Origin of the sequence: Galbibacter kalidii (assembly GCF_026241135.1) — a bacterium.
Lineage (GTDB): Bacteria > Bacteroidota > Bacteroidia > Flavobacteriales > Flavobacteriaceae > Galbibacter.
Genome location: NZ_JAPFGA010000013.1, coordinates 100,928 through 123,035, shown reverse-complemented (window position 1 = coordinate 123,035; position 22,108 = coordinate 100,928). Strand labels below are relative to the sequence as shown.

At 44.0% G+C, this 22,108-nt stretch carries 20 protein-coding genes and 1 tRNA gene; 5 read left to right on the top strand and 16 right to left on the bottom strand.

All coding sequences use genetic code 11. The features are described from left to right. The first annotated feature begins 2 nt into the window (after positions 1-2). Positions 3-869: a polysaccharide deacetylase family protein gene (locus tag OOZ15_RS13770; RefSeq protein ID WP_265957004.1), complete on the top strand. Its 867-nt coding sequence runs from the start codon at positions 3-5 to the stop codon at positions 867-869. A gap of 1 nt (position 870) precedes the next feature. Here the strand turns inward: OOZ15_RS13770 and OOZ15_RS13765 are convergent, their stop codons facing one another. Both OOZ15_RS13765 and OOZ15_RS13760 read right to left on the bottom strand, forming a co-directional pair. Next, on the bottom strand, positions 871-1,359 hold the full coding sequence (locus OOZ15_RS13765; protein WP_265957003.1) for a YciI family protein: 489 nt from the start codon (positions 1,357-1,359) through the stop codon (positions 871-873). A gap of 10 nt (positions 1,360-1,369) precedes the next feature. After that, complete coding sequence (locus tag OOZ15_RS13760) at positions 1,370-1,843, bottom strand: CYTH domain-containing protein (RefSeq protein ID WP_265957002.1); 474 nt, start codon at positions 1,841-1,843, stop codon at positions 1,370-1,372. Between the two features lie 115 nt (positions 1,844-1,958). Here OOZ15_RS13760 and dinB point away from each other — a divergent pair, with 115 nt between their 5' ends. From dinB to OOZ15_RS13745, 3 genes are all read left to right on the top strand, one after another. Continuing rightward, the gene (gene dinB, locus OOZ15_RS13755; protein WP_265957034.1) at positions 1,959-3,062 is read left to right on the top strand and encodes a DNA polymerase IV; all 1,104 of its coding nucleotides are present in this window, start codon (positions 1,959-1,961) and stop codon (positions 3,060-3,062) included. A 122-nt stretch (positions 3,063-3,184) separates the two neighbouring features. Continuing rightward, on the top strand, positions 3,185-7,822 hold the full coding sequence (locus OOZ15_RS13750) for an endonuclease/exonuclease/phosphatase family protein (protein WP_265957001.1): 4,638 nt from the start codon (positions 3,185-3,187) through the stop codon (positions 7,820-7,822). Between the two features lie 148 nt (positions 7,823-7,970). Next, positions 7,971-8,042 (top strand) — tRNA-Arg (locus OOZ15_RS13745). Here the strand turns inward: OOZ15_RS13745 and OOZ15_RS20310 are convergent. The 3 genes from OOZ15_RS20310 to OOZ15_RS13730 all read right to left on the bottom strand — a co-directional run bounded on the left by OOZ15_RS20310 (position 8,005) and on the right by OOZ15_RS13730 (position 10,625). Then, positions 8,005-9,561: a recombinase family protein gene (locus tag OOZ15_RS20310; RefSeq protein WP_265957033.1), complete on the bottom strand. Its 1,557-nt coding sequence runs from the start codon at positions 9,559-9,561 to the stop codon at positions 8,005-8,007. The two genes, OOZ15_RS13745 and OOZ15_RS20310, sit on opposite strands and share 38 nt — an antisense overlap. A gap of 208 nt (positions 9,562-9,769) precedes the next feature. Beyond that, positions 9,770-10,003 (bottom strand): hypothetical protein, encoded by a 234-nt coding sequence (locus OOZ15_RS13735; protein WP_265957000.1) that lies wholly within the window; start codon positions 10,001-10,003, stop codon positions 9,770-9,772. A 151-nt stretch (positions 10,004-10,154) separates the two neighbouring features. Continuing rightward, on the bottom strand, positions 10,155-10,625 hold the full coding sequence (locus OOZ15_RS13730; RefSeq protein ID WP_265956999.1) for a JAB domain-containing protein: 471 nt from the start codon (positions 10,623-10,625) through the stop codon (positions 10,155-10,157). A 24-nt stretch (positions 10,626-10,649) separates the two neighbouring features. Between OOZ15_RS13730 and OOZ15_RS13725 the strand changes: the two genes are divergently transcribed. Beyond that, the gene (locus tag OOZ15_RS13725; RefSeq protein ID WP_265956998.1) at positions 10,650-10,823 is read left to right on the top strand and encodes a hypothetical protein; all 174 of its coding nucleotides are present in this window, start codon (positions 10,650-10,652) and stop codon (positions 10,821-10,823) included. Between the two features lie 3 nt (positions 10,824-10,826). Here OOZ15_RS13725 and OOZ15_RS13720 read toward each other — a convergent pair whose 3' ends face one another. The 11 genes from OOZ15_RS13720 to OOZ15_RS13670 form a co-directional block, all read right to left on the bottom strand. Continuing rightward, complete coding sequence (locus OOZ15_RS13720; protein WP_265956997.1) at positions 10,827-11,090, bottom strand: molybdenum ABC transporter permease; 264 nt, start codon at positions 11,088-11,090, stop codon at positions 10,827-10,829. 15 nt (positions 11,091-11,105) lie between these two features. After that, on the bottom strand, positions 11,106-11,903 hold the full coding sequence (locus tag OOZ15_RS13715; RefSeq protein ID WP_265956996.1) for a PRTRC system ThiF family protein: 798 nt from the start codon (positions 11,901-11,903) through the stop codon (positions 11,106-11,108). Next, complete coding sequence (locus tag OOZ15_RS13710) at positions 11,900-12,625, bottom strand: PRTRC system protein B (RefSeq protein WP_265956995.1); 726 nt, start codon at positions 12,623-12,625, stop codon at positions 11,900-11,902. Before OOZ15_RS13710 ends, OOZ15_RS13715 begins: the two co-directional genes overlap by 4 nt. Then, positions 12,625-13,794: a hypothetical protein gene (locus OOZ15_RS13705; protein ID WP_265956994.1), complete on the bottom strand. Its 1,170-nt coding sequence runs from the start codon at positions 13,792-13,794 to the stop codon at positions 12,625-12,627. The genes OOZ15_RS13710 and OOZ15_RS13705 overlap by 1 nt, the downstream gene beginning before the upstream one ends. Before the next feature lie 11 nt (positions 13,795-13,805). Beyond that, on the bottom strand, positions 13,806-14,024 hold the full coding sequence (locus OOZ15_RS13700) for a PRTRC system protein C (protein ID WP_265956993.1): 219 nt from the start codon (positions 14,022-14,024) through the stop codon (positions 13,806-13,808). 31 nt (positions 14,025-14,055) lie between these two features. After that, entirely contained in the window at positions 14,056-14,574 is a 519-nt protein-coding gene (locus tag OOZ15_RS13695; RefSeq protein ID WP_265956992.1) for a prtrc system protein e, read from the bottom strand. A 5-nt stretch (positions 14,575-14,579) separates the two neighbouring features. Then, positions 14,580-14,783, bottom strand: coding sequence for a hypothetical protein (locus tag OOZ15_RS13690; RefSeq protein WP_265956991.1), 204 nt, complete (start codon positions 14,781-14,783; stop codon positions 14,580-14,582). A gap of 10 nt (positions 14,784-14,793) precedes the next feature. Further along, positions 14,794-15,180, bottom strand: coding sequence for a hypothetical protein (locus OOZ15_RS13685; protein ID WP_265956990.1), 387 nt, complete (start codon positions 15,178-15,180; stop codon positions 14,794-14,796). 50 nt (positions 15,181-15,230) lie between these two features. Further along, entirely contained in the window at positions 15,231-16,295 is a 1,065-nt protein-coding gene (locus OOZ15_RS13680) for a DUF932 domain-containing protein (protein ID WP_265956989.1), read from the bottom strand. A gap of 717 nt (positions 16,296-17,012) precedes the next feature. After that, positions 17,013-18,542, bottom strand: a complete 1,530-nt coding sequence (locus tag OOZ15_RS13675; protein WP_265956988.1) for a T9SS type A sorting domain-containing protein — start codon at positions 18,540-18,542, stop codon at positions 17,013-17,015. Further along, positions 18,542-22,084: a zinc-dependent metalloprotease gene (locus OOZ15_RS13670; RefSeq protein WP_265956987.1), complete on the bottom strand. Its 3,543-nt coding sequence runs from the start codon at positions 22,082-22,084 to the stop codon at positions 18,542-18,544. Before OOZ15_RS13670 ends, OOZ15_RS13675 begins: the two co-directional genes overlap by 1 nt. Positions 22,085-22,108 lie beyond the last annotated feature (24 nt).

Genomic DNA, 22,108 nt, shown 5'->3' with positions numbered 1-22,108 from the left:
TCATGGAAAGCATTGCCGAAGAATTAGGATATGTGGCATCGGACAAACTGTTGATTATCCATGCCGATGATGCGGGATTGTGTTATGCTGAAAACCGAGCAACCAAAAAAGCATTGAAAGAAGGGGTTGTCAATTCATACAGTATTATGATGCCGTGTCCATGGGCCTATGAAATGGCCTCTTTTGCCAAAGAGCATCCGCAGTATGATGGCGGAATTCACCTAACGCTCACCAGCGAATGGAAGCATTATAAGTTTGAACCCGTACTTTCAGCTAAAGAGGTGCCGAGTTTAGTGGATGAAAACGGACGTTTTTACCCCAAACGGGCAATGGTCAAAGAAAATGCTATTCCTTCAGAAATAAAAAAAGAGTTGAAAGCCCAAATAGAAAGGGCAATAGCTTGGGGTGTGAAACCAACGCATTTAGACTCTCATATGTTTACAATGGGATTGACTGAAGAAATCATCCAAGTATATCGTGAACTTGGAGAAGAATTCAAATTACCGGTGTTTTTGAGCAAGCAATTGTTGGGTGATTTTAAAATGAGAACAGAAAAACACATCCGGGAAACCGACTTTACCATTGAAAATGTCTTTACAGGGGAATGGAGTTGGTTTGAAGGAAAAGGCTTGGCGGCATACTACGACCATGCCCTGAATAATTTACAGGCAGGCATCAATATTTTACTGATCCACACCGCTTTTAACGATGAAGAAATGCAAGGGGTAGCTATTGACCACCCTAATTTCGGAGCCGAATGGCGACAAGCAGATCTGGATTATTTTACAAGCACTCACGCCAAGGAAATGCTGGAAAAACAAGAAGTAAAACTGATTACTTGGCGTGATATTCAGAAAATAATGTTCTAAGCTAACGCAAAGAAAACCCTTTAGCAGCCCACCACGGGTGTATTTCTATTTCCAGTCTTCCTGCTTTTACCATAGGGTCTGCATTAGCAAGGCTGTCGGCTATTTCCAGTGTGGGGACGTTGTAGATGGTGATGCCGCGAATATCACCATCATCTCCAAAAGGCCCTGAAATATCAGCATAACCTAATTCATACATTTTCCCCAAATGAGCCAGATGAAGCTTTTGAAGACTGTCAGCTTCTTCTTTGGTTTGTGATCTATTGGCTCCGCGCTTCAGAAAAGCGATATAATATTGCTGCATCAAGATAGTATCTCCACTTTTTTCATCTACATAATCAAAAATTTGAAATCCTTTTGCGGTAAGTTCCTTTTTTGTTTCAGTGACTGAAGGCTGTTCTTTAGTTTGAGAAGCCTTTTCAGTTTTATCTTTTTGCTCCCCTTGACAGGACAGAAAAAGAGAGAGGACGGTAATTAACAGTATGTTTTTCATAATAAAGTTTTTAATGGTTCCAGTTTTTATACGGATGCTTACTCAGTTGTGAATTGTAATATTGAACCTGACCAGTTACTTCTTCCCCGAGCCAATCCGGTTTTTCAAAATGTTCGTTTTCCGAAGCGAGTTCTACTTCAGCAACAATCAGTCCTTCATTATCACCTAAAAATTCATCCACCTCAAAAACATGGGCTTTGTGTTTGATTTTATAACGGATTTTGTCAATAATCCCTTTTTCACACAATAGCAAGAGATTTTCGGCTTCATTTTTAGAGATGGCTTTTTCCCATTCAAAACGGGTGGTGCCACTTTTTGAAGATTTTCCCTTAACGGTCAAAAAACCTACGTTGTTGTGAAGGCGAACCCTTACGGTACGCTCCGGATGTGTATTTAAAAAACCTTGAACCATATGGGTTTTTGAAAAGGCTTCTTCCTTAAAACTTTCCGAAGCGACGAGAAACTTGCGTTCTATTTCCTGCATGTTGTATTTTATAGATTAATCTTAAAATTCCCTTTTTTACCTCTCCTTGGGAGAGGTTAGAACTCCATTTTCGGTAGTTCTGGGTGAGGAAAATCTAAAACCCTAAATTTACATGATGCAAACCAAATTACCAATACGAAAGATCATTCATGTCGATATGGACGCTTTTTATGCGTCTGTAGAGCAAATGGACAATCTGGAGTTGAAGGGGAAAGCCATAGCTGTTGGAGGCGGTGAAAAGCGGGGGGTAGTTTCCGCAGCAAGCTATGAGGCAAGGAAATTTGGGGTTAGGAGTGCTATGAGTGGGTATCAGGCAAAGAGGAATTGTCCGCATCTTATTTTTGTGCCTCCCCGATTTGATCGCTACAGGGAAATTTCACAGCAGACCAGGAAAATATTTTTTGATTATACTGATTTGGTTGAGCCGCTTTCGTTGGATGAAGCCTATTTGGACGTTACGGAAAACAAAAAAGGGAATCCGTCAGCGACGATGATCGCACAGGAAATCAGAAATCGGATTTTTGATGAGGTGGGGTTAACAGCTTCGGCGGGGATTTCCATCAATAAATTTATAGCTAAAGTAGCCAGTGATTACAACAAACCCAACGGACAAAAAACAGTGGAACCCGATGAGGTATTTGAGTTTTTGGAGCAACTGGAGATCAGGAAATTCTATGGTGTAGGAAAAGTGACCACCCAAAAAATGTATCAGTTAGGGATTTTTACAGGGAAAGACCTGAAGGGAAAATCAAAGGAATATCTAACAGCACATTTTGGAAAAAGCGGTGCGTTTTATTATAATGTTGTGAGGGGAATTCATCTAAGTCCGGTTAAACCGAACAGGATCCCGAAATCGGTTGGGGCAGAACGAACATTTAATGAAAACCTGAGCAGTGAGGTTTTTATGCTGGAACGTTTGAAGAACATTGCCGAGGAGTTGGAGCGCCGCTTGAAGAAAAACAAGATCGCCGGGAAGACTATCACCCTAAAAATAAAATATAGTGATTTCAAACTGCAGACTCGAAGTAAAACCTTGGATTATTTTATTGCTGATAAAAACTTGATCTTGGAAACAGCTAAAGCGTTATTATATCAAGAAGGGCTTAATGATTCAGTACGATTACTTGGAATTTCACTGGCCAATTTGAATACCGAAAAAGCAAAAAAGAAAGAAGAAGTACAAAAAACGGTATCGGTACAGTTGAAGTTTGAGTTTTAGAATTGGGATATGTGTTTCACATGTGTGTCAAAATAACAATCAAATAACACATATTATTATTTAACAATGTTGATATGCGTTATTTTTGTGTATGAACTTACTTAAACTTAAAAATCAATAATATGAAGCAACAATTACTCTGCCTTTTTTTGGCATTTTTCACTTCCCTTACTTTTTCACAATCGGTTTTTATCAATGAAATTCATTATGATAACGATGGAGCCGACACCGAGGAAGGGATAGAGGTCGCCGGTCCTGTCGGAACAGACCTTAGCGGATGGACATTTGTGCTGTATAACGGTTCCACAGGATCGGTTTACAACACAATCAACCTAACCTCAGTTTTATTGGATATGGGATTGGGATATGGAGTGGAAGCAATTAGTTTGCCTTCAAACGGTCTTCAAAATGGGGCTCCGGACGGAATTGCCTTGGTGGATGCTTCAAGCAATGTGGTGCAATTTTTGAGTTATGAAGGGAGTTTAACCGCAGTCGACGGCCCAGCAGCCGGAATGACGAGCACAGATATTGGTGTATCCCAGTCGTCCGCTACCCCGATAGGAAGTTCGCTTCAACTTACCGGAACAGCTACGGAATATGACGGTTTTATTTGGGAAACTGTTGAGGCTGCTACTTTTGGAGCAATCAATACGAATCAATTCTTTTCAATTCCCAGCAATGATCCTGTGATCAACGAGTTTGTTTTTAATCATACCAGTACAGATGCAAACGAATATGTAGAGGTTTTTGGGCTTCCGAATACCGATCTGACAGATTTTTGGGTGCTCGAGATCGAAGGGGATAGCAACGCTTTGGGAACTGTAGACGGAGCTTTTCAATTGGGGACAACGAATGAAGAAGGGATTTATGTAACCCCTTTTATGGGGAATGAATTTGAAAACGGAACTGTAACCTTGCTTCTGGTGCGTAATTTCACGGGAAGTAATGGCGATGTGATCGATATGGATGCTGATGGGGTCATCGATACGGTTTTTTGGGATGAAATAGTAGATGAAGTGGGTGTGAATGATAGTGGCGCAGGAGATTTTAATTATACTGAAACAGTGCTTTTTGCTGGTTTTGACGGAGTCACGTTTACCGTAGGAGGAGCTTCCAGAATCCCTGATGGAACCGATAGTGATAGTGCTTCAGATTGGGTGAGGAACAATTTTAACGGAGCAGGGCTTCCTGATTTTCCTGATGCGGAAGCCAGTATAGGAGAAGCATTAAACACTCCCGGTGCAACTAATGAAGTGTATAACGGAGATGGAGGCGGAGAAGCCGTAGTGCTGATTAACGAAATTGATGCCGACACCGATGGGACAGACATAATGGAATTTGTCGAACTATACGATGGCGGTGTGGGAAATACCCCTTTGGATGGATTGACCCTTGTTTTGTACAACGGTTCCAATAATGAAAGTTACAATGCATTTGATTTGGACGGATATTCGACCAATGCCAGTGGATATTTTGTCTTAGGAAATGAAGGAGTAGCCAATGTTAACCTTGTTTTTGGTAGCAATGGCTTGCAGAACGGAGTCGATGCCGTGGCACTTTATATGGCAGACGCTACTGATTTCCCCAATGGAACAGCAGTAAGCATAGACAATTTGGTTGATGCTTTGGTGTATGATACCAATGATTCTGACGATGCGGAATTACTGGTTTTATTGAATGAAAATCAGCCGCAGATCAACGAAGGATTCAATGGTGATAAAGATCTGCACTCCATTCAGCGTTATGAAAACGGAAGTGGTGGTCTAAGAAATACAGAAACCTATGTGGCAGCCATCCCAACTCCGGGAGCAATTAACACCAATGCTTTGGAGCAGGTTGACCTTGTTATCAATGAACTCGACGCCGATACACCGGGAACGGATACCGCAGAATTCATCGAAATTTTTGATGGTGGAAGTGGAAACACGTCGTTAGACGGATTTGTAGTGGTGCTTTACAACGGAAATGGGGATTCAGTATATAACACCTTCGATTTAAACGGTTATGAGACTAATGCTGAAGGATATTTCGTTTTGGGAAATGAAGGGGTGGCCAATGTATCCCTTACTTTTGGCAGTAACGGCTTGCAGAACGGAGCCGATGCTGTGGGATTGTATCAAGGAAGCCCATCCGATTACCCAATCGGATCGACAGTCTCGACAGTTGGTTTGATAGATGCCGTGGTTTACGGTACAGACGATGCTGATGATACTGAATTATTGGTGTTGCTCAATGCAGGAGAACCACAACTGAATGAAAATGCACAAGGCGATAAGGATAATGAATCCCTGCAAAGAATTCCCAATGGACAGGGAGGCTTGAGGAATACTTCTTCGTTTGTAACAGCTTCACCAAGCCCGGGAACCGAAAACGGGGCAGTCGTTGTGCCAACAGAACCCGTAAGTATTGCTGAAGCACGTAGTTTGCCTGACGGAACTCCGGTAACAGTAAGCGGAGTACTTACCGTAGCCGATAATTTTGCCGGGCCGGCGTATATTCAGGATACTACCGGAGGAATTGCTGTATTTGATGAATTAGTTCACGGAGGTGGTTTTGCCATAGGTGATTCAATTACAGTGACAGCCACAAGATCATCTTTCAATAATCAGATCCAACTGGGTGGGGTTGCAGAAGTTGTTGATAATGGCTTACCAAATAATCCTATCCAACCAAAAGATATTACACTAAGTGAAATTGGTGATCACCGTGGAGAATTGGTACGAATAGTGAATATTAGCTTCCCTGCTCCCGGAAATTTGCTTTTTGGAAATTCAAATTATGTAGTGACCGATGCAAGTGGTTCGGGAGAACTTAGGATAGACACTGATGTAGATAGCCTTGTCGGACTTGCCCAACCTGAAAATTGTAGCGAAGCTATTGGCGTTGTAGGGACTTTTGAAGATTTTGCCCAGCTATTACCGCGATCTTTTGATGATCTTCCATGCGCAGAGCCGTTCGATCCGGACAATGGTGTTGATATTCCTAAAGAGGATACGTTTGACATTGTAAGCTGGAATATTGAGTGGTTTGGTGATGAAGGAAATTCACCCCCGGCAGGAGATCCAAACTCTGATGCTATTCAAAAAGATAGCGTGGTAACAGTCCTCAGAGAGCTGGATGCTGATATTTTTGCCGTGGTTGAAATTTCGGACGATACACTCTTTGCACAGGCGGTAAGCGAATTGGAGGGCTATGATTTCATATTGTCGGAAGCTACTTCCTATCCAAATGAACCCGGCACCAAACAAAAAATAGGTTTTGTATATAAAACGGAAACAGTTACGCCCAAAGAAACAAAGGCATTGTTGTCAACTATTCATCCTTATTATAACGGTGGAGACACTTCCTATTTAACAGATTATCCGGAAGCAGCAGATCGTTTTTACGCTAGTGGGAGATTGCCGTTTTTGATGAGTGCTGATGTTACTGTAAACGGTGCCACGGAAGAGATTAATATTGTGGCATTGCACGCCCGAGCAAATAGCAACAACGGAGCTCAATCGCGTTATGATATGCGTAGGTATGATGTGGAAGTGCTCAAAGACTCACTCGATGTGATGTTCCCGGATGGAAACCTTATCATTGCCGGAGATTATAATGATGATGTTGATGAAACCGTAGCTGATGGTATCAACACCAAAGAATCCTCATATTTGGAATATGTGAACGATACGGAAAACTATTTTATTCCAACCGCCGAGCTTAGCGAAAAAGGATTTCGTTCATATGTGTTCCGCGAAAATATGATCGACCATATTTCAGTATCTGATGAATTAAGCGGTAAATATATCGAAAATACAGCAGCAGTTCATTATGAGTTCTACGATAGCGATTATACTTTTACCGTTTCCGATCATTTCCCTGTATCTGTACGATTACAATTGAAAGAACTCACAGTCGATGAGGTAATAGTGACCGATGTGAGTTGTAATGGAGCAACCGACGGGGCAGCATCTGTAAGTGTTAGTGGCGGAGCATTTCCATACGAATATGAATGGAGCACCGGCGATACAACAAGCGAGATAGAAAATCTTGAACCCGGCATATATAGTGTTACCATTACGGACGGATCCGGAAATTCAATAACTCGGGATTTTGAAGTAACAGCACCTGAATCCATTGTAATAAATATGTCTGAGCCTGACACCTTGTTTACAGGGTATGGAGAACAACAATGTGTTACCATTTTTGCTGAAAGTATCACCGGAGGCTCTTCAGATTATACATATATGTGGAATACAGGGGAAAGTACGGAGAACATTTCGGTTTGTCCAGAGGTAACTACGACCTATGCATTGACAGTAACAGATAGTAATGGTTGCTCAGTTACCGAAAATGTTGTTGTTGAGGTTATAGATGTGAATTGCAGTAATAATCCATATCAACAAAAGGTTGAGATATGTTTTAATGGAAAATCACTTTGTATATCAGAAAATGCGGTTCCGATGTTGTTGAAAAAAGGAGCTGTATTAGGTTCGTGTGGTGGTGAGAATAGTTCAGAAACTGTAAGTGTTCAATTAAGGTCTAATCCAATCCGTAATAAAGCAAGGTTAAATATCATGAGTGTTGAGAATACGAAACTGGATTTTGCTATATATGATATGAATGCTCAGCTAAGATATCAGGAATCAGGATATATGACCGTAAAAGGCGAATGTAAAAAGGTATTTGACTTTTCGAGATTTAATCCAGGAATCTATATTATGAAAGTTTATAAAAGAGGTAGCGAGATAAAAGACCTTCGGATCAGAAAAAAATAAAATTCATCTATTAGGTATTAGGTTAAAACATTTATTTTTGCAACCCCAAAGGGCAACTTTTGGGGTTTGCTTTTTTTGATGAGTATAAAATATAGATATATACTATGGTACATTCCAAAATACTATTATTTTTGTACCGATTTTTGCTGGCCCCGTAGTTCAATGGATAGAATAAGAGTTTCCTAAACTTTAGATGCAAGTTCGATTCTTGCCGGGGCTACTTTTCGGGACAAACGCTTAAAATCGGTGTTTGTCCCTTTTTTTTCTCTTTGTAACTCATTGTTTATCAAATAGATAAGAGCAATAGCTTTGTTCAGCCTATTAGTTCGATATCCACTTTCAGAAATTATCAGATTTTCAGGAAAAATCGAACTGACAATTCTTCTTTTGGTCGCTAAATCTTCTCTTAGGTAGAGTTCATCAAGCCTACAAAGGCTATCCACGGCTTTATCCACAATGGCATCCATATCTCTTCCCGGAGCGGGTTTTAAAGTAGACAACTTATTTTCCAATTCCGTAATCTTCCTATTGCATTCTGCCTTGATCTCTCTATAATCGTCTCCGTCAATATCTCCATTGATGAGCAACTCACGGGCCTTTTTCAATCGTTCTGACTCGTTGTCAATCCTTTGCAACAGCCTCTTCTTATCCACTTTCATATGGTCGGTTTCCGAGTGATACAGATGCTTTAAAACTTCTTTGAACACCTGAACCCTTCCGGGCTTGGGTCTTATTTTTTTTAGCTCATCGACGAACAATTTGTTTGCAGATTTCGCATTGAAACGGCTTTTACAGGGAGTCGCACAATGGTAATAGTAATAATATCCGCCAGAGCCTTTGGAAGCACTTCCGGTTAAGGTTCTTCCGCATTCCGGACAGGTCAAAAAACCACGTAAAGGAAGATTCTCATTAGAAACGATCTTTGGCCTTATAGCAGGTTTTTCCCGTCCCTTTAAAATTTCTTGCACCTTGTAAAAAAGCTGTTCAGAAACGATCGCTTCATGTTGGCCGTCAACCAAGGTCTCCTCTTCATCTTTATAGGCAGGTACAATGACCTTTCCACAGTATACAGGATTCTGTACCATCAAATGAAAATTGGATCGGGAAAGTTTCAGTCCTTTCTTCCGGGCAATCGGCCACAATTCATTGGTAACATAGCGACCTTTGGCTATCGCTTCAAACACCCACCGGATGATGCTTGCTTCCGGTTCTTTTTGAGCGATAAATTTCCGGGAATCCTCCTGTCGATTGATATAACCGATAGGAGCTCCTCCCATCCATCGTCCCTCCTTTTTGGCACGACGGATACCGTGAAAGACATTCAGTCCCCTCCGGTCATTCTCCACTTCGGGGGCGGCCAGGTAGAAAGCAAGCATCAACTTGTTTTCGGGAATGGACAAGTCTATTGGTTGCTCGACGGCTTGGGGTTCCACGCTATATTTCCATAACTGGTTTATCATCTGATAAGAATCCCCTGCATTTCGGCTGAACCTATCCCATTTTGTGAATAGCACCTGATCTGTCTTTTTTCCTTTGGTCGATTTCAGGTAGTGCATGTATTCCTGCCAAACGGGACGTTTAAAGGTCTTCGCGGAATGGTCCTCGAACATCACCTTTCCGATACTGATCCCATTAGAGTGACAATATTTTTCGAGCCGTTCTTCCTGATCGCGTTGGGAGTACCCTTTTTCGGCCTGTTCATCGGTACTTACCCTGATGTATATATCTGCTGTTTTCATGGTGTGGTGTGTATCGTGTTCATTCCCCGTTTACCCATCCTTTCCTGCCGGAAACATAACCCCTTGTGCAGAGGGCCTGAAAAACAGTTTTCAAATCCCTGCCATCTCCAACAAAAAAGGCTTTTGGATGTTACTACAAGATAGTTGTTTTTTCGCAGAAAAACAATGGATTTCACCAGTATTTATAGGGGTTTCCGGGTTTTTTACCTCACTTATTCCCGTGGTTTGTTGCCGCAGGTTTTCCTCCGGTACATAAGTGTTGTCTCAGGGCTACCGGTGCCAGCTCATAGAGAAAGTTGAGCAGTATTTCCGCTTCTTCAAGGGTAATATCCTCCCCGTGATCCGAAAGTATTTGCACCACTTTTTCCGGTTTGACCCTTTTATCTTTGCTCTTTGTCTTTTGCTGCTCCACGCTATGATGAAATAGAACAAAGCTGGACAAAAACACCAGGATTTTATCACACCGCCGCCCTGTGGTGGGGCAAATAAATTGGTCCTCCTAATAGTGCGTAAAAAAGAGAGAAAGGCAAAAAAAGAAATACCGATAGCTATTGTCTACCGGTATTTCTCCTGGCCTGACGGTTATGGAGGGGCTATAAAACCCCTTCATCTGTAAATGAATAATATCCTTCTATGGTTATTATAAGGTTATCCAATACGTTCATGCCAAGGAACTCCCCGGCTTTCTTTAGTTTCTTGGTGATCTCAATGTCAGCTTCACTGGGATTCAGATTTCCTGACGGGTGGTTGTGCGCTGGAATGATACCTTCAGCGTTAGCCTTGAGTGCCCCAACCATAATCAGTTTGGTATCGGCGATCGTTCCGGCCGTACCTCCCGTGGAAATAGTAACGATCCCCAGGACTTTGTTTGCCCGGTTCAGGTACACCACCTTGAACTGCTCGACAAATTCGAGTTTATTCTTATCCCAACTGTCCAGAAGCAGGTCATATACGTCCTGGGAATTAGAGACCTTAACCCGCTCTGAGGCTTTGACCTTTGGACGGTAGGTCAGTTCAATTTCCGATACTTTGTGGAGCTGAGATTGTTTCTTTGAAGTTTCCATAATCTTTGGTTTTTAAAATTGATTATGGTGCTCCATCAGGCTTCGGGCGACCAAGGCCATACAGGAAACGGAATAAAAAGTGAGGTACGAACGGCTTTATGCCGTAGTCTTAATGGCCGCCCCGGAAGCCCGAAGCCTACCTTAGTACCGGAATACAATGAAGAGAAAACAGGAGAAAACCTATGGACAGGGAACTAAGCCTTAAGCGGTTTGTGCATGGAGGAATCCATCGATCTCTTCTTTATAGCTGAATAATAAAAGAATGCCTCCTGTCAATATGAATATAGCACCTGTCAGGCTAAATATAAGCTCAATGATACGGACACCTATGGAGCGTTCAAAGGAAGTGAACTGCTCAAGTCCGGCAGGATTCCTGCGATTGAATTTCCTCCGGGAAATGATGTAACGAATGACTATCCCAATGGCCAGAAGCAGGATTCCGGCAACCCGTAGCATGACCTCCATAAACCTGTACGTTTTTCATAGCAGTACGGGCTGTGTCCTGAAATGCTTCAGGTCTGTGAAAAATCCTCTTTGAGAGATCATTCCCTCCCGGAATAACTGCCAGAGTAAAGATACACCCATTTGGGAAAGTGTAGCATTGATAAACAAATCCTGCCTGGTCAGGGCTTCGGCAAGGGAACAGCTTGGCGTGTCGTCCTGCTGTTCGGATTGTTTGAGCAGGTCGCCAAATTCTTCCGTCACAAAGGGAAGGTTTGCTACGGCTTCGTATTTTTCGGATGGGGGTTGTCCTATGTCACCGATGGTGGATAACAGCACCTGCCCCGAATCCCGGCTATTGCCAAAATCCATCCAATATTTTGGGGCTGTCCGAAACATTCTCTCATGCCTTAACTCACTTAGTATTTCAGCAATGGTGAACCTTGCCGATACGTTGTCCACGCATGAAATATAAATATTGGATAAAGCGTGTTCGGGCAGGCGTTCCAAGGTGTCCTTTTCAAATTTTGTCGTCTCTGCCCTCCAGTTTGTCCCCGACCATCGGTTTGCCCGGTTGATAAGCGCAACGGATTTATGCAAGCCTGTTTCACACTCGGCAAAACGCTGTCTTCCCAAATTGGCTTCGGTGATACTATCATCATCCCAAAGGCGTACCGTAAGCCCCGGATGCCCCAACCCGATCAAAGCGTGGTTCATCTCCATCAGTGCGGTCAATACTTTGGAACCTGTACCGCCCGCCCCGATCAGGTTGACCTCAACCGGATTGGCGGGGTTTATCAGGTACGTATCGGTGAAATGCACTTTTTCCTTTCTCATCTTATCAGGTCATTTACCGTCATTCTGTTTTTCTTCAATACCTCTTTTGGAAATTCCTCTCCGGTCTCCATCAGTTTCTTCCACAGGTTCACGCAGTTTCCCCGGACGGGATTGTGTCCGTGCATCAGGTGACTGAAATAGCTGTTAAAAAAACAGTCTTCCCATGCAGCCGTAAACTCTTCCAGTGAAGCCGAGGAAAGGATATTTATATCCACCGTTCCCATACACACGTTTCCGTCACTGCTTATATTGAAAAAGGGAGCGTGATACAGAAGGGTGTTTGCCTTGGGTCTTCGCCCGGAAGCAAGGGCAAACAACTTTAGATGTTGTTTGGTAGCGAACCACAGTAAGGACGGTATGTTGGCTTTTCCACCGGGGATGCCCAAACCGTCAATGAAGTACAGGTTCTTCTTCGTTGGTTTTGTGTACCATAGTACCGAACCGTTTTCCGATGGGTCAAGGTGCAGGACTTGAAGCGGTAATAATCCACCGGGCTTCAAAAAAGCCCTGCGCGATTCCTCTTGCGTATCGAGTACTTTGGACAATCGTTGTGCTTCTCTTACGGACAACGGGTGGGCATTGACAGGATTACCGTTTTTATCCATGTCAAAATGCTCCACATAGGTATCGTTCTCCCGCTTGTTGGACTGGTAAAATACCAAAGCGGATTTGGGATGGTACAGCGTACCCAAACTCCCGGTTATATTCTTCCGTGCTTCCATTATCTTTCTGTTTTATAGTTACAAAGCAGGTAGCATATCTCTTCGAGTACCGTAAACAATCGGTTCTCAAAATCAAGGTCATTCCCTGTTACCTTGCTTCCGTCAAATCGTTTAGTCAGTGTCGGTTCTTCCACTTCCCCGCATTCGTTAAACTCATTGTTAACACATTCCGAAAGGCTTTCACACAGCCAGCCTTCACTGTCGGCAAAGAAGGAGATGTATTTTTCCATGTAGACAATCTCATTATCGTAGTCGTCCTCTGAATTTTCATCATATCGTTTGTCGTTCCCAAACACGCTTTCATTGGGATACCTCGAATAAAGGTCAAAGGTTTTATGAGCGAGCATCCGGCATTCATGGTCAAATTCATCACGGATTTTAAAACTATCCATGCGGTCTTTAAATACCGTCAAATTGGTGCGGTTGAAAATCTTCTGTTCCACGTGGTCACCTATCCATTCCGCTTGGTGTAACTCGCTTTTATACCTTTTCGTTTCTTCCGTATCCTCGTCCTGCATTACCCACTCCCAAAGCATTTCATACGTCCGGTAGAGGTAACTCCCTTCCTGCCGGTAATAGGGAATGTCGGCAATGTGATACAGGTAACTGCACACGGACAAAAGCAATCGGGCGGTGTGTTTCCGCCCGGGGTCTTTGAGCATCCTGTACAAAGGGGCGATGGGTATATAATATAGTTTCGCCCCGGTATCGTACCGTTCCTGGCTAACTATAAACGTCCTGTCGTTTTCCTGTACCACACGGATGCTTCCCCAATTCTTTACCGTTCTCCCTAATTTGGTTTCCATGTCCCATAGGGCAAGGGCAATATTGTAGGGGTGATTAAATTTTCGGGTCGGCATGGGCTGAACGTCATAATGCTTGGCAAGACGGGAAAGGGACTTATAAAAATCCCTTTCCACCGTCGCCGGTCTCTCCAAAGCCTCCGCTGTTTGCTGTTCTTTCCATTTGGGCAGGAATGTGGTTTTTAGAAAACCATCGGCAGTTGGGAAAGCGGCACGGATTTTAGTTTGTCCTTTCGTATCTCCTGCGCATCTTTTGTCCGTTGCATCCAGTCGGCATACTTGCCGAGCTGTCGGTACAGTTGCTTTTCTCTTTGCTTTTTGGGAACGCTGATAGTTCCCGATAGGATATGTCTCTGCATGGTTCATCGTTTTATGGTTTACCCTTTTGTTCCCATTGCACTTTCAAATCGGTATTGCACGGTATCGTCCCGGATAACCGGACCGGATACTTTCGCCGTGGTCAGGATGGGGTAGGTATTGGCATAAAAGTTCATCACGGCTTCTACGCTCCATTCCGGTTCGGGGTCGGTGAGTTTGATCTCCTGTCCCTTATCCTTTAACAGGAATATGCGTTCCAATTGCTTTGCTAATAACATGGTTTTTCGGTTTTTGAGTTAACGAATCTGTTTATCGGTCAAAAAGGTTCGGGGAGAACTGGTCGGACAGTTCTTTTTTGCGTTTGCGTATCGCCTCCGCATACTCAGGATAATTGTCAGGACTTGGCATTTTTGACCATGCCTCCTTGTATCTGCCCTCCTTTTCCAGTTCGTCCGCTTTCTTTAAAGCTTCCTTGTATTTTTTGTCCTTTTTCTCTTTTTCCTCTTTCTCCTTGCGGGCTTTCTCTTTCTCCATTTCCGATTGCCGCCTGGCTTCTTCGACCTGCTTTAGATAGGCTTCCATGTTCAGCATCAAGCCCGAAGTGGTCTTTAGCGGCGCGGTGATGTTTTCAAAAAAGCCCTTGTCCAGTTCCTCGATACTCCCTTTTAAACTAAGGGGCGGTATGAGTTTCCGTGCATCGTCGCCGCACTGGTCATTCCTGAGCAGTAGCGATACAACAAAATTACCCTCTGCCGCTTTTGATAGGGTCAGTTGCAAATCACCTGTAATGTTCAGGTTTGCTATCTGACTGAAAAAATTTGTTTCCATCGTCTTTAAGATTTTAACGTGTTCCCTGATTGATTTTTGATTGCCGTGAGTTTTTCGTGCAAGTCCGTCCAGTATTCCCTGAGTTTCTCATCCAGTATGTCAAAACCGGGGGTTTCGTGGTAGAACCTCTTGAACATTTCTACTTGTTGAAGGGTAGCCTCTAAATCCTCTACGACAATCTTCTTTCCTCTCTTGTCGATGATATACATGGCTTTTGTTTTAAGGGTGGTGTTCAAATAACATATCCACAGCCAACCGGAAACGGGCACTCCCGTTGCCTTTCTTGGCGTACTTGGCGATGCAATCAATAGTAAAGAGGGCATTGTGCCCGTCAAAGAGTTGGTCAGCAAAGAGCCGCCTGCTTTTCAGCAGTTTTTTATCGTATTTCTCTACAGCCCCGTGTACCCGTTTGGCAAGATCAAACCAAAACTCTGCGGTAATCAGTCCGTTATCCCATTCTTTGCGGATGTTGTCCTCATGCTCTCGCAGGTAGGTTGCCCGATCTCGGATGTCCTGTAAAACTCCGGGCAGTTCTTTAGGGAACAATCCTGCCAACAGGCAGGCACGTTCCACATTGGTCATTTGTTGTAATGCTTTTGTTTTCATCGTAATTGAGTTTAAGGGGAGGCTACCGGAGCAGCCTCCCCGGTTTAGAATTAATTCAGGTTAAAAGCATCTGCCCCGGATTGGGCAAAGTCCCTGCATAGGTTGAAGGCGTTTTGTGCTTTTTGTTGCGCCGTGCCTCCCAATACGACAGATTGCAACTTGGCTTCATCGCTCTTGTAATTGCGCACATTCTGAAAATATCCCGTTACGGCGTTGTATGCCCCGAACAGGGTTCCCCTGGTAGTTTCCAACTGTTGGGAATCGTTCAGCATGGCATAGGCAAAAGCATCGTTGCATTGGTTCCTGAACACCGTGGAAACTTCATCTTCCGCACCTTTTCTCAACAAATCCAATGTTCCCTTATTGGGTGCGAGTGCATACTGTATCAGTTTTTTGACCTGTTCATCGGAAACACGAACCGTTGTCCAGTGATTAAAGATTTCTTCCAGTTCATCACTGAGTTTGTTTGAAATCCCCATGAGTTTATATGCCTGTTCGAGGCGCTGTTTAGCGTTACTGGTATGCTTGATGCGAATCACATTGTTCATCCGATGCATAGCGGCATTCAAGGTGTTGCGGCAAACAATCCTAATGGGCGTAAAGGCGGCGGTAATACTTCCTGACCCGTCGTGACTGGTAGTAAGGAAAAGATACTTTTCCGTTACATCATCCCCGCTACCGACCCTGATATAACCGGGCAGTTTGGCAGTGATGAAAATGCGCTCCCCGTTGCCCAATGCTCCGGCAGTCTCATATAAGATACCATCGCCCTCTACAATACTGTCAAAAAAAGAAAAGGCATCGGCATTCTGAACCACATGGTAATCTTTGCCGACCACCCCTAATACGGTATTGTTATCCGTTCGGACGGTAGCGAATTGACCCGGCACGGGAATTTCCCCGTCGGTTACTTCCCCATCGGCAAGGTTAACACTGTTCCCTTTGGTATAAAGAGGTGATTTGATGACCTCGTAATTAAGCCCTGCCTGTTTGATAGCCTCGGCACTGGTCGGGTAGTCTGTTACTACCTGTCCCAATCCGTGCCATGCTTTCTCTTTCACGGAGAAGAAACTGTACTTCCCCGTTCTTTCGTTAAATGAAATATCATGTGCCATAACGACCCCGTTTGTACTTGTACCCCGCAGACGAGCTACTGCGGTTTTAGGTGAAACTGAATTTTTTTTCACCGCTGAATGCTTCAAAAAACACTCTTTTTCAAAAGAAAAAACGGCAAAAAAGAAAGCAACGGAAAGAGCGGCTGAGCCGGTCAAAAGGAATCGGAATAATGGAAGGGGCCCTTTAGGGAAGCAGTCCGTTATGCCGAAGTCTTTTGGCCCCTTTTGCAATGATCTTCTGCTGTCAGCCGCTACGTTCGCTGCCCTTTTCTGCCGTTTTCTTGAAAACAGAAGAATATCCTGTTTTTCCCGGTCTGAAAACAGGGCCTTTTCTTTACAAAAAGGGGCGTATTGGAGGAAATAAAGCCTGGTCCCGCCCAGGCGGGGAAACGGCCGTAAACATAACAGAGGGAACTAAACGACTATGCACTGCAATGCATATTAGTTAATTGCCATCAATGTTCAGGCTTCTAAAAACTCTATGCGACAGGGAATTATTTGCAGGCTGGATGAGTTGGTGAATATCTGATTCTCAGGTCTTACATTTGGGTATTTAGACAAGCTCTGGCGTTTTAGACCGAAATAATACCAAGCTAAGAAACGTGTGTATTTTGGAACACTGCTCATTAATCGAGAACCAAGCTATATTACATTTGCCATACTTCATTTTATCCATTCAACTAACATTTTTTATTAGTTATTACAAACAATGGATTTTTAGAGTTTAATAATTTTGGATTGTCCCAAAATTTCTCCCTTGTGCTCATATTGGAGTATGTAGGCCCCGCTTTTAAGATTTATCAAATTGTAGTTATAGGGCAACTGGATATTTTCCTTTTGATCTGCCAGGGTTCCGTCTAAACTGAAGAGTTTTATTTTCAATGGCTTACCCTTTAATTCCTGTGACCCGGTAAGTGTTACAATGGAACCCACGGGATTGGGGTAAACACTTAGCAGGTCGTTAGAAAGTGTCAACTCAGGAACTGACACCGTATGGCAACCATCCACCACACAGCCCATGCTATCCGTTTTGGCGATCCACATTTCTGAAGGTTTTCCCAAATCCGCCGCATACCCAAATGCAACCATCCCGTTATCAGGTGTTGCCCTAAGATCATAAAGGATATTATCCCCTCCCAGGGTATCATATATAACAATATCACGATACCACACACTATCCAGGTCCTGATCAAGCCTTAGAATATAACTTCCCCAGCTATAAGGGCGATTAGGATCATGTGGTTGAAGGATTTCCGGGTAAAATACGCCCAGGATTGACCAATCACCATTACTATTGTGTACCACACTAAAAATGGCATTACCAGGGTAATAGGGTAGAAGGGTATCAGAATAAATTACAGAGCCATCCTGGTACTTTCTTATCTCAACGAGAATATACCCATCATAGTAATGAGGCTGAAGTGTTGGCTTTTTTGGTGCAGTTAAAGTGGAGACTGAAAGAAAAGTACTGTCACTTAAGTTCTGGATAATTGCCTCTGGATCCGAGTAATTGCTTCCAAAGGTTACTTCCCAAACCTTATTTCCTAAGCTGTCCGTTTTTACTAGAAGTTTGTCAATACTATTGTTCCCGTTACCTTCTTCCGCGCGGCTCCCGGCAATAAGATACCCGCCATCCGGGGATCCCATTACCTGGCTTCCCCATTGCCACATGGCTTGCCCTGTGGGTTCGGGGGCAAAGTAGTTATGTTCCCAAATTCTTTTCCCTGTACTATCAAATTCAGCTAAATAGAGGCTTCTGCGACCAATGGTATCCCATGGTGGCACTGCCGAAGCCGTACCCGTGACAATAAACTTCTCATCTTCAATAACCAAACTTCCATGAAGCACTGTATTTATAGAATCTTCAAATCTGAAAACTTTGCTCCAAACGGTATCGAGGTTAGGTTTAAGTTTGGCAATCCATCCGCGTAAATAAGCCTGCCCGGCAATCCAGTAATAACCATTCTTAAAGTGGGCAGACCCCCAAAGTCCCGGCTTAAGGCTACGGCTTGGATGGGTTACCGTGTCTGTCTTGATGATATTTCCAATACTATCCACCAATACCAGGTAAGCCCCTATATAGCCGCCCCCTAAAGGGACCTGCCCTGCGGCCAGGTAGGTATTATTTGGGCCGACACAACCGGTAAAAGTCCCTATACCGGGTGGGTAAACCTTGTTAAAGCCCCCCTGTGCCAGGGAGGCTTTTATTGAGATAATTAATAGCAATATGCTTAAGGCATGTTTCATTACAACTTTATCAACTTAGTTTGACCCAAAATTTCATTTTGGTATTCATACTGTAAAATATAAGCGCCCTTTTGCAGGTGCTCCATTTCATAAACAAAGGGCATTTCCTTATTGGTCCTCGATTCGATCAATTGCCCATCCATACCATAAAGGTACAAATTCAACTTTTCGCCGATCAATCCCCCCGGTACTTCTATTAACGTATGGGCATCCACAGGGTTGGGGTAGAGTTTGAATTTTCCCTGTTCGTCAATGCTGCTCCTTCTTCTACGGGCGCTCTTCTCCAAATCGGGTACCATGACATAATCGGTAAAACGGGCATCGTTGTATTCATTGTCCAACGAGGCCTGGTACTCCAGGAATGATTGCGACCATACACCGCTGTAATCCCCATTGTCCACCATGTCCCACAGCGCATCCTGGTCATCCATATCCAGTGTATCATAATAATTGCCTTCGCGGTGGCCGTTTCTCCAATTGAGGTACGAAACAATATTGGTGTGCCGCCCCGGCATGTTTTCACCCAAACTGTTCATCTCGTTGGCCAGGTCGGCGATGATGGTATTGGCCTCTTCCGTTTGATCAGAGGTGAGGAAATAATCCGCCGCAAAATACCCGTAATCACTTACATAGGGGTTTAACAGGACATCCTCCAACATTGCTACGGCCGTGGCCTGCTCTTCCACATCGTCAATACGCTGCATCACTTCACGCCCTGCAATTTCCTTCTGGCTGATCAATTTACCGACCTGGGCTTGCATTACATCTTTGGCATCCCATGTTTTGGTGCCATCAATAATATCCTGGATGTAGGAAGAGGGCATGCCGGGGTGGTGCTGGTACAACAGGTCCAGGATATGCGGTTCCCTTGAGGTGCCGGGATTGGCCACCATAATGTTGCGCAACATCATGTCCGGGAAATCTTCGATAAGAATAACATCCTCCAGGATCTGGGCGCTGAGGTAAGGCGATTGGTTCATCAGGTCCACGTACAGGTCATAGTGTTCCTCATTGGTAATAAAATAGATCTGCGCCTCCAGCTGCCAGGTGTTGCCGCCGTCGATCAACTCATCCAACAGGTTGGATATGGAATCCACCTGGTTGTCCCATTGGTGGTAATCGGCATAGGCCTCATCTATGGGGTAATCGTATTGCGCCAGGGTATCGCCCGTGCTTTCCAGGATTAACATATGTGGGGAGCAGGCATCAGCTTTAATGAAATCTTCCGTATATTCAAACGGTGTTAAATACCCCAAATACGCGGGTTCCACGGCCGGGGTGGCTGCGCTGTCGTGATGGTGGTAATTGACATTCAAATTGTTATAATTGGCGTAATCAGGCTCTCCCGGTTCTTTAGTAAATAAATTGCCAGCAAGATTTTCAGTTTTAGTTTGTCCCGGATTTGATGCCGGATCGCCCTGGTTTTCCCTGATCCCCTGGTTGGGATGTGGGTGTTCCGGCCAGACAACAATATCATAACCACAATCTATAAATTCATTGCAGCGGACCTGAAGGCCACTTTTTCCAGATGAGTTCCTGTTGTTCCCCAATGCCTGAACGGCATAATCCAGTCCGGTAAATGTATTGTTGTAGGGGATGTTTACCGTTTCGCCGCAATTGCGGAATACAAGGCCAATTGTGGTGGCATCGCCACTTGTTTCGTAGATGTTAACCTCAGTGCTTGTACGATCAAAATCGTTTTCCTCAATAGTGGTGAGTGGGGCGCCGGTGAGATAAATCCCGTAGGGGAAATCCTTGTATTCCTGCTCCTGGCCATAATAAAATACCTTATAGGAAGTGTCCTTGGGAACCCGTATCCGGTTCCTGGCAATGATGCTGCCAATATCCCCATTGATCCGTATGGAATGCCGTGTCATAAAGAAATAGGTATGGCTAATGACATTCCTTTTACCGAAAAGCGGCTGCGAGGCATTAATATGTACCCCGTTAGGGTAAAATTCAATCTCGTTTCTAACCTTGCTGATGGAATCCATTTGTAATTTCAGGGTTGCATCAAATGCCAATATCGCTGTTTTGGCGTATTCTTCATTGCTAATGCTGCTGGCAATACTAACGTCAACCTTCCAGGAGCAGCCGATAAATTTTACACCGTAAACACCGGCCATGTCAACGGAGGCATTCCTTTTGATGTTACCGGGGTTAATAAAACTGCTTGTCTTGATAAAGGAGGTGTTTTTAAATTCGGCTTTGTAATCACTTACCAAAGGACTTAAGGTTGGATTCAACCAATTGACGATCCATGGTTTGCTGCTGTACGGGATCAGGTGGATGTCCCTCAGGTTGTTTTGGAAGATCGCACCGTCTGTGGAAATGATCCCGCCGGAAGATGATACGGGCCCATTGTCCCAGAAGCAATTACTTACAGCATCAATGGCGTTTTCAATGTAAGTGTCATTATGCATGATCAAACTGCCCTGGAATTGCGGGATTTGGATTTTGGTATTATCGCCCATTAACTGGATCCCTGTCCACCGGTTATTGACAGGCCCTGATATGCCCCCGCAAAGGATTTCAATTTTTGCGCCCGCTTCCACCTTTATGAGGCCATTGCCAGGCATGCTCAAGTCACCATTAATGTATAAAGTGGCGCCACTTTTCACCACAATTTCTTTGGCTGGTGAAAAATGCAACCCGTTAATGGTGTCTGTTTGGTTGTAATAAGTGACCCCCGGGGATGTTGGATGGCCAACAATATGGCCTGGGTACCCTGATTTGATGATCTGTTTCATCATGTTTGTTTGCATAGGGCTCAGGTACACGCGGTTACCACCGTTATAGCCCATTATATTGTTGGAACATCCCAGTGAATCACAATATGCCCCCCTATCCGGTGCAGTATCCGTTATTTTAAAAACCACATCCCCGTCACATAGTATTGTTTTGTTTGAACCACCGCAGAATGTATGCCTCAATCCATAGCCATGTCCTATTTCATGAGTTAACAATCCACCAATCCACCGGTGGCTATTGGCCATAAGAACCACGTTATACGGGGACATATACCTGCCACCTGGGGCGCCGCCGCCGGCCATGTCCGTATATACTATGACCCGGCTCCTTTCAAACACGGAAGGGGGGACCATACCTGTAATTGCGGGAATATCCGTTGCCTTATCATTTATCAGGGCCAATGAGTCCTCCTTTATATAAATAATAGTGTCAATGACAAACTGTATCCCGGAATTTCTTTCAATGGGAACGCCCGCCACCGGATAGGAGGGGTCATGCAGGGAATCTAAAACATCATTTAGCTGGCCTACGCCCCAATTGAGGTCTATAAAGTCCTGTTGTGGGTCGTTAAAGTTAAAACCGTATTTATAGCCGCTGTCATTCTGGCAAATGACAAATGATATCCGCACCTGGTAATGATTGGTATCATCCGGGGCCGAACCTACAGCACAACCGGATGGCATGATCATACCGGGTATCCCGGTAGAATCCATTTCAGTATGGCAGTCCTGGGCATAGCTGTTGGTGCAAAGGACCAACAAAAACAAAAAGGTCCAATTCAAAATTTTCATTGTTTAATTGATTTTAGTTTTAAT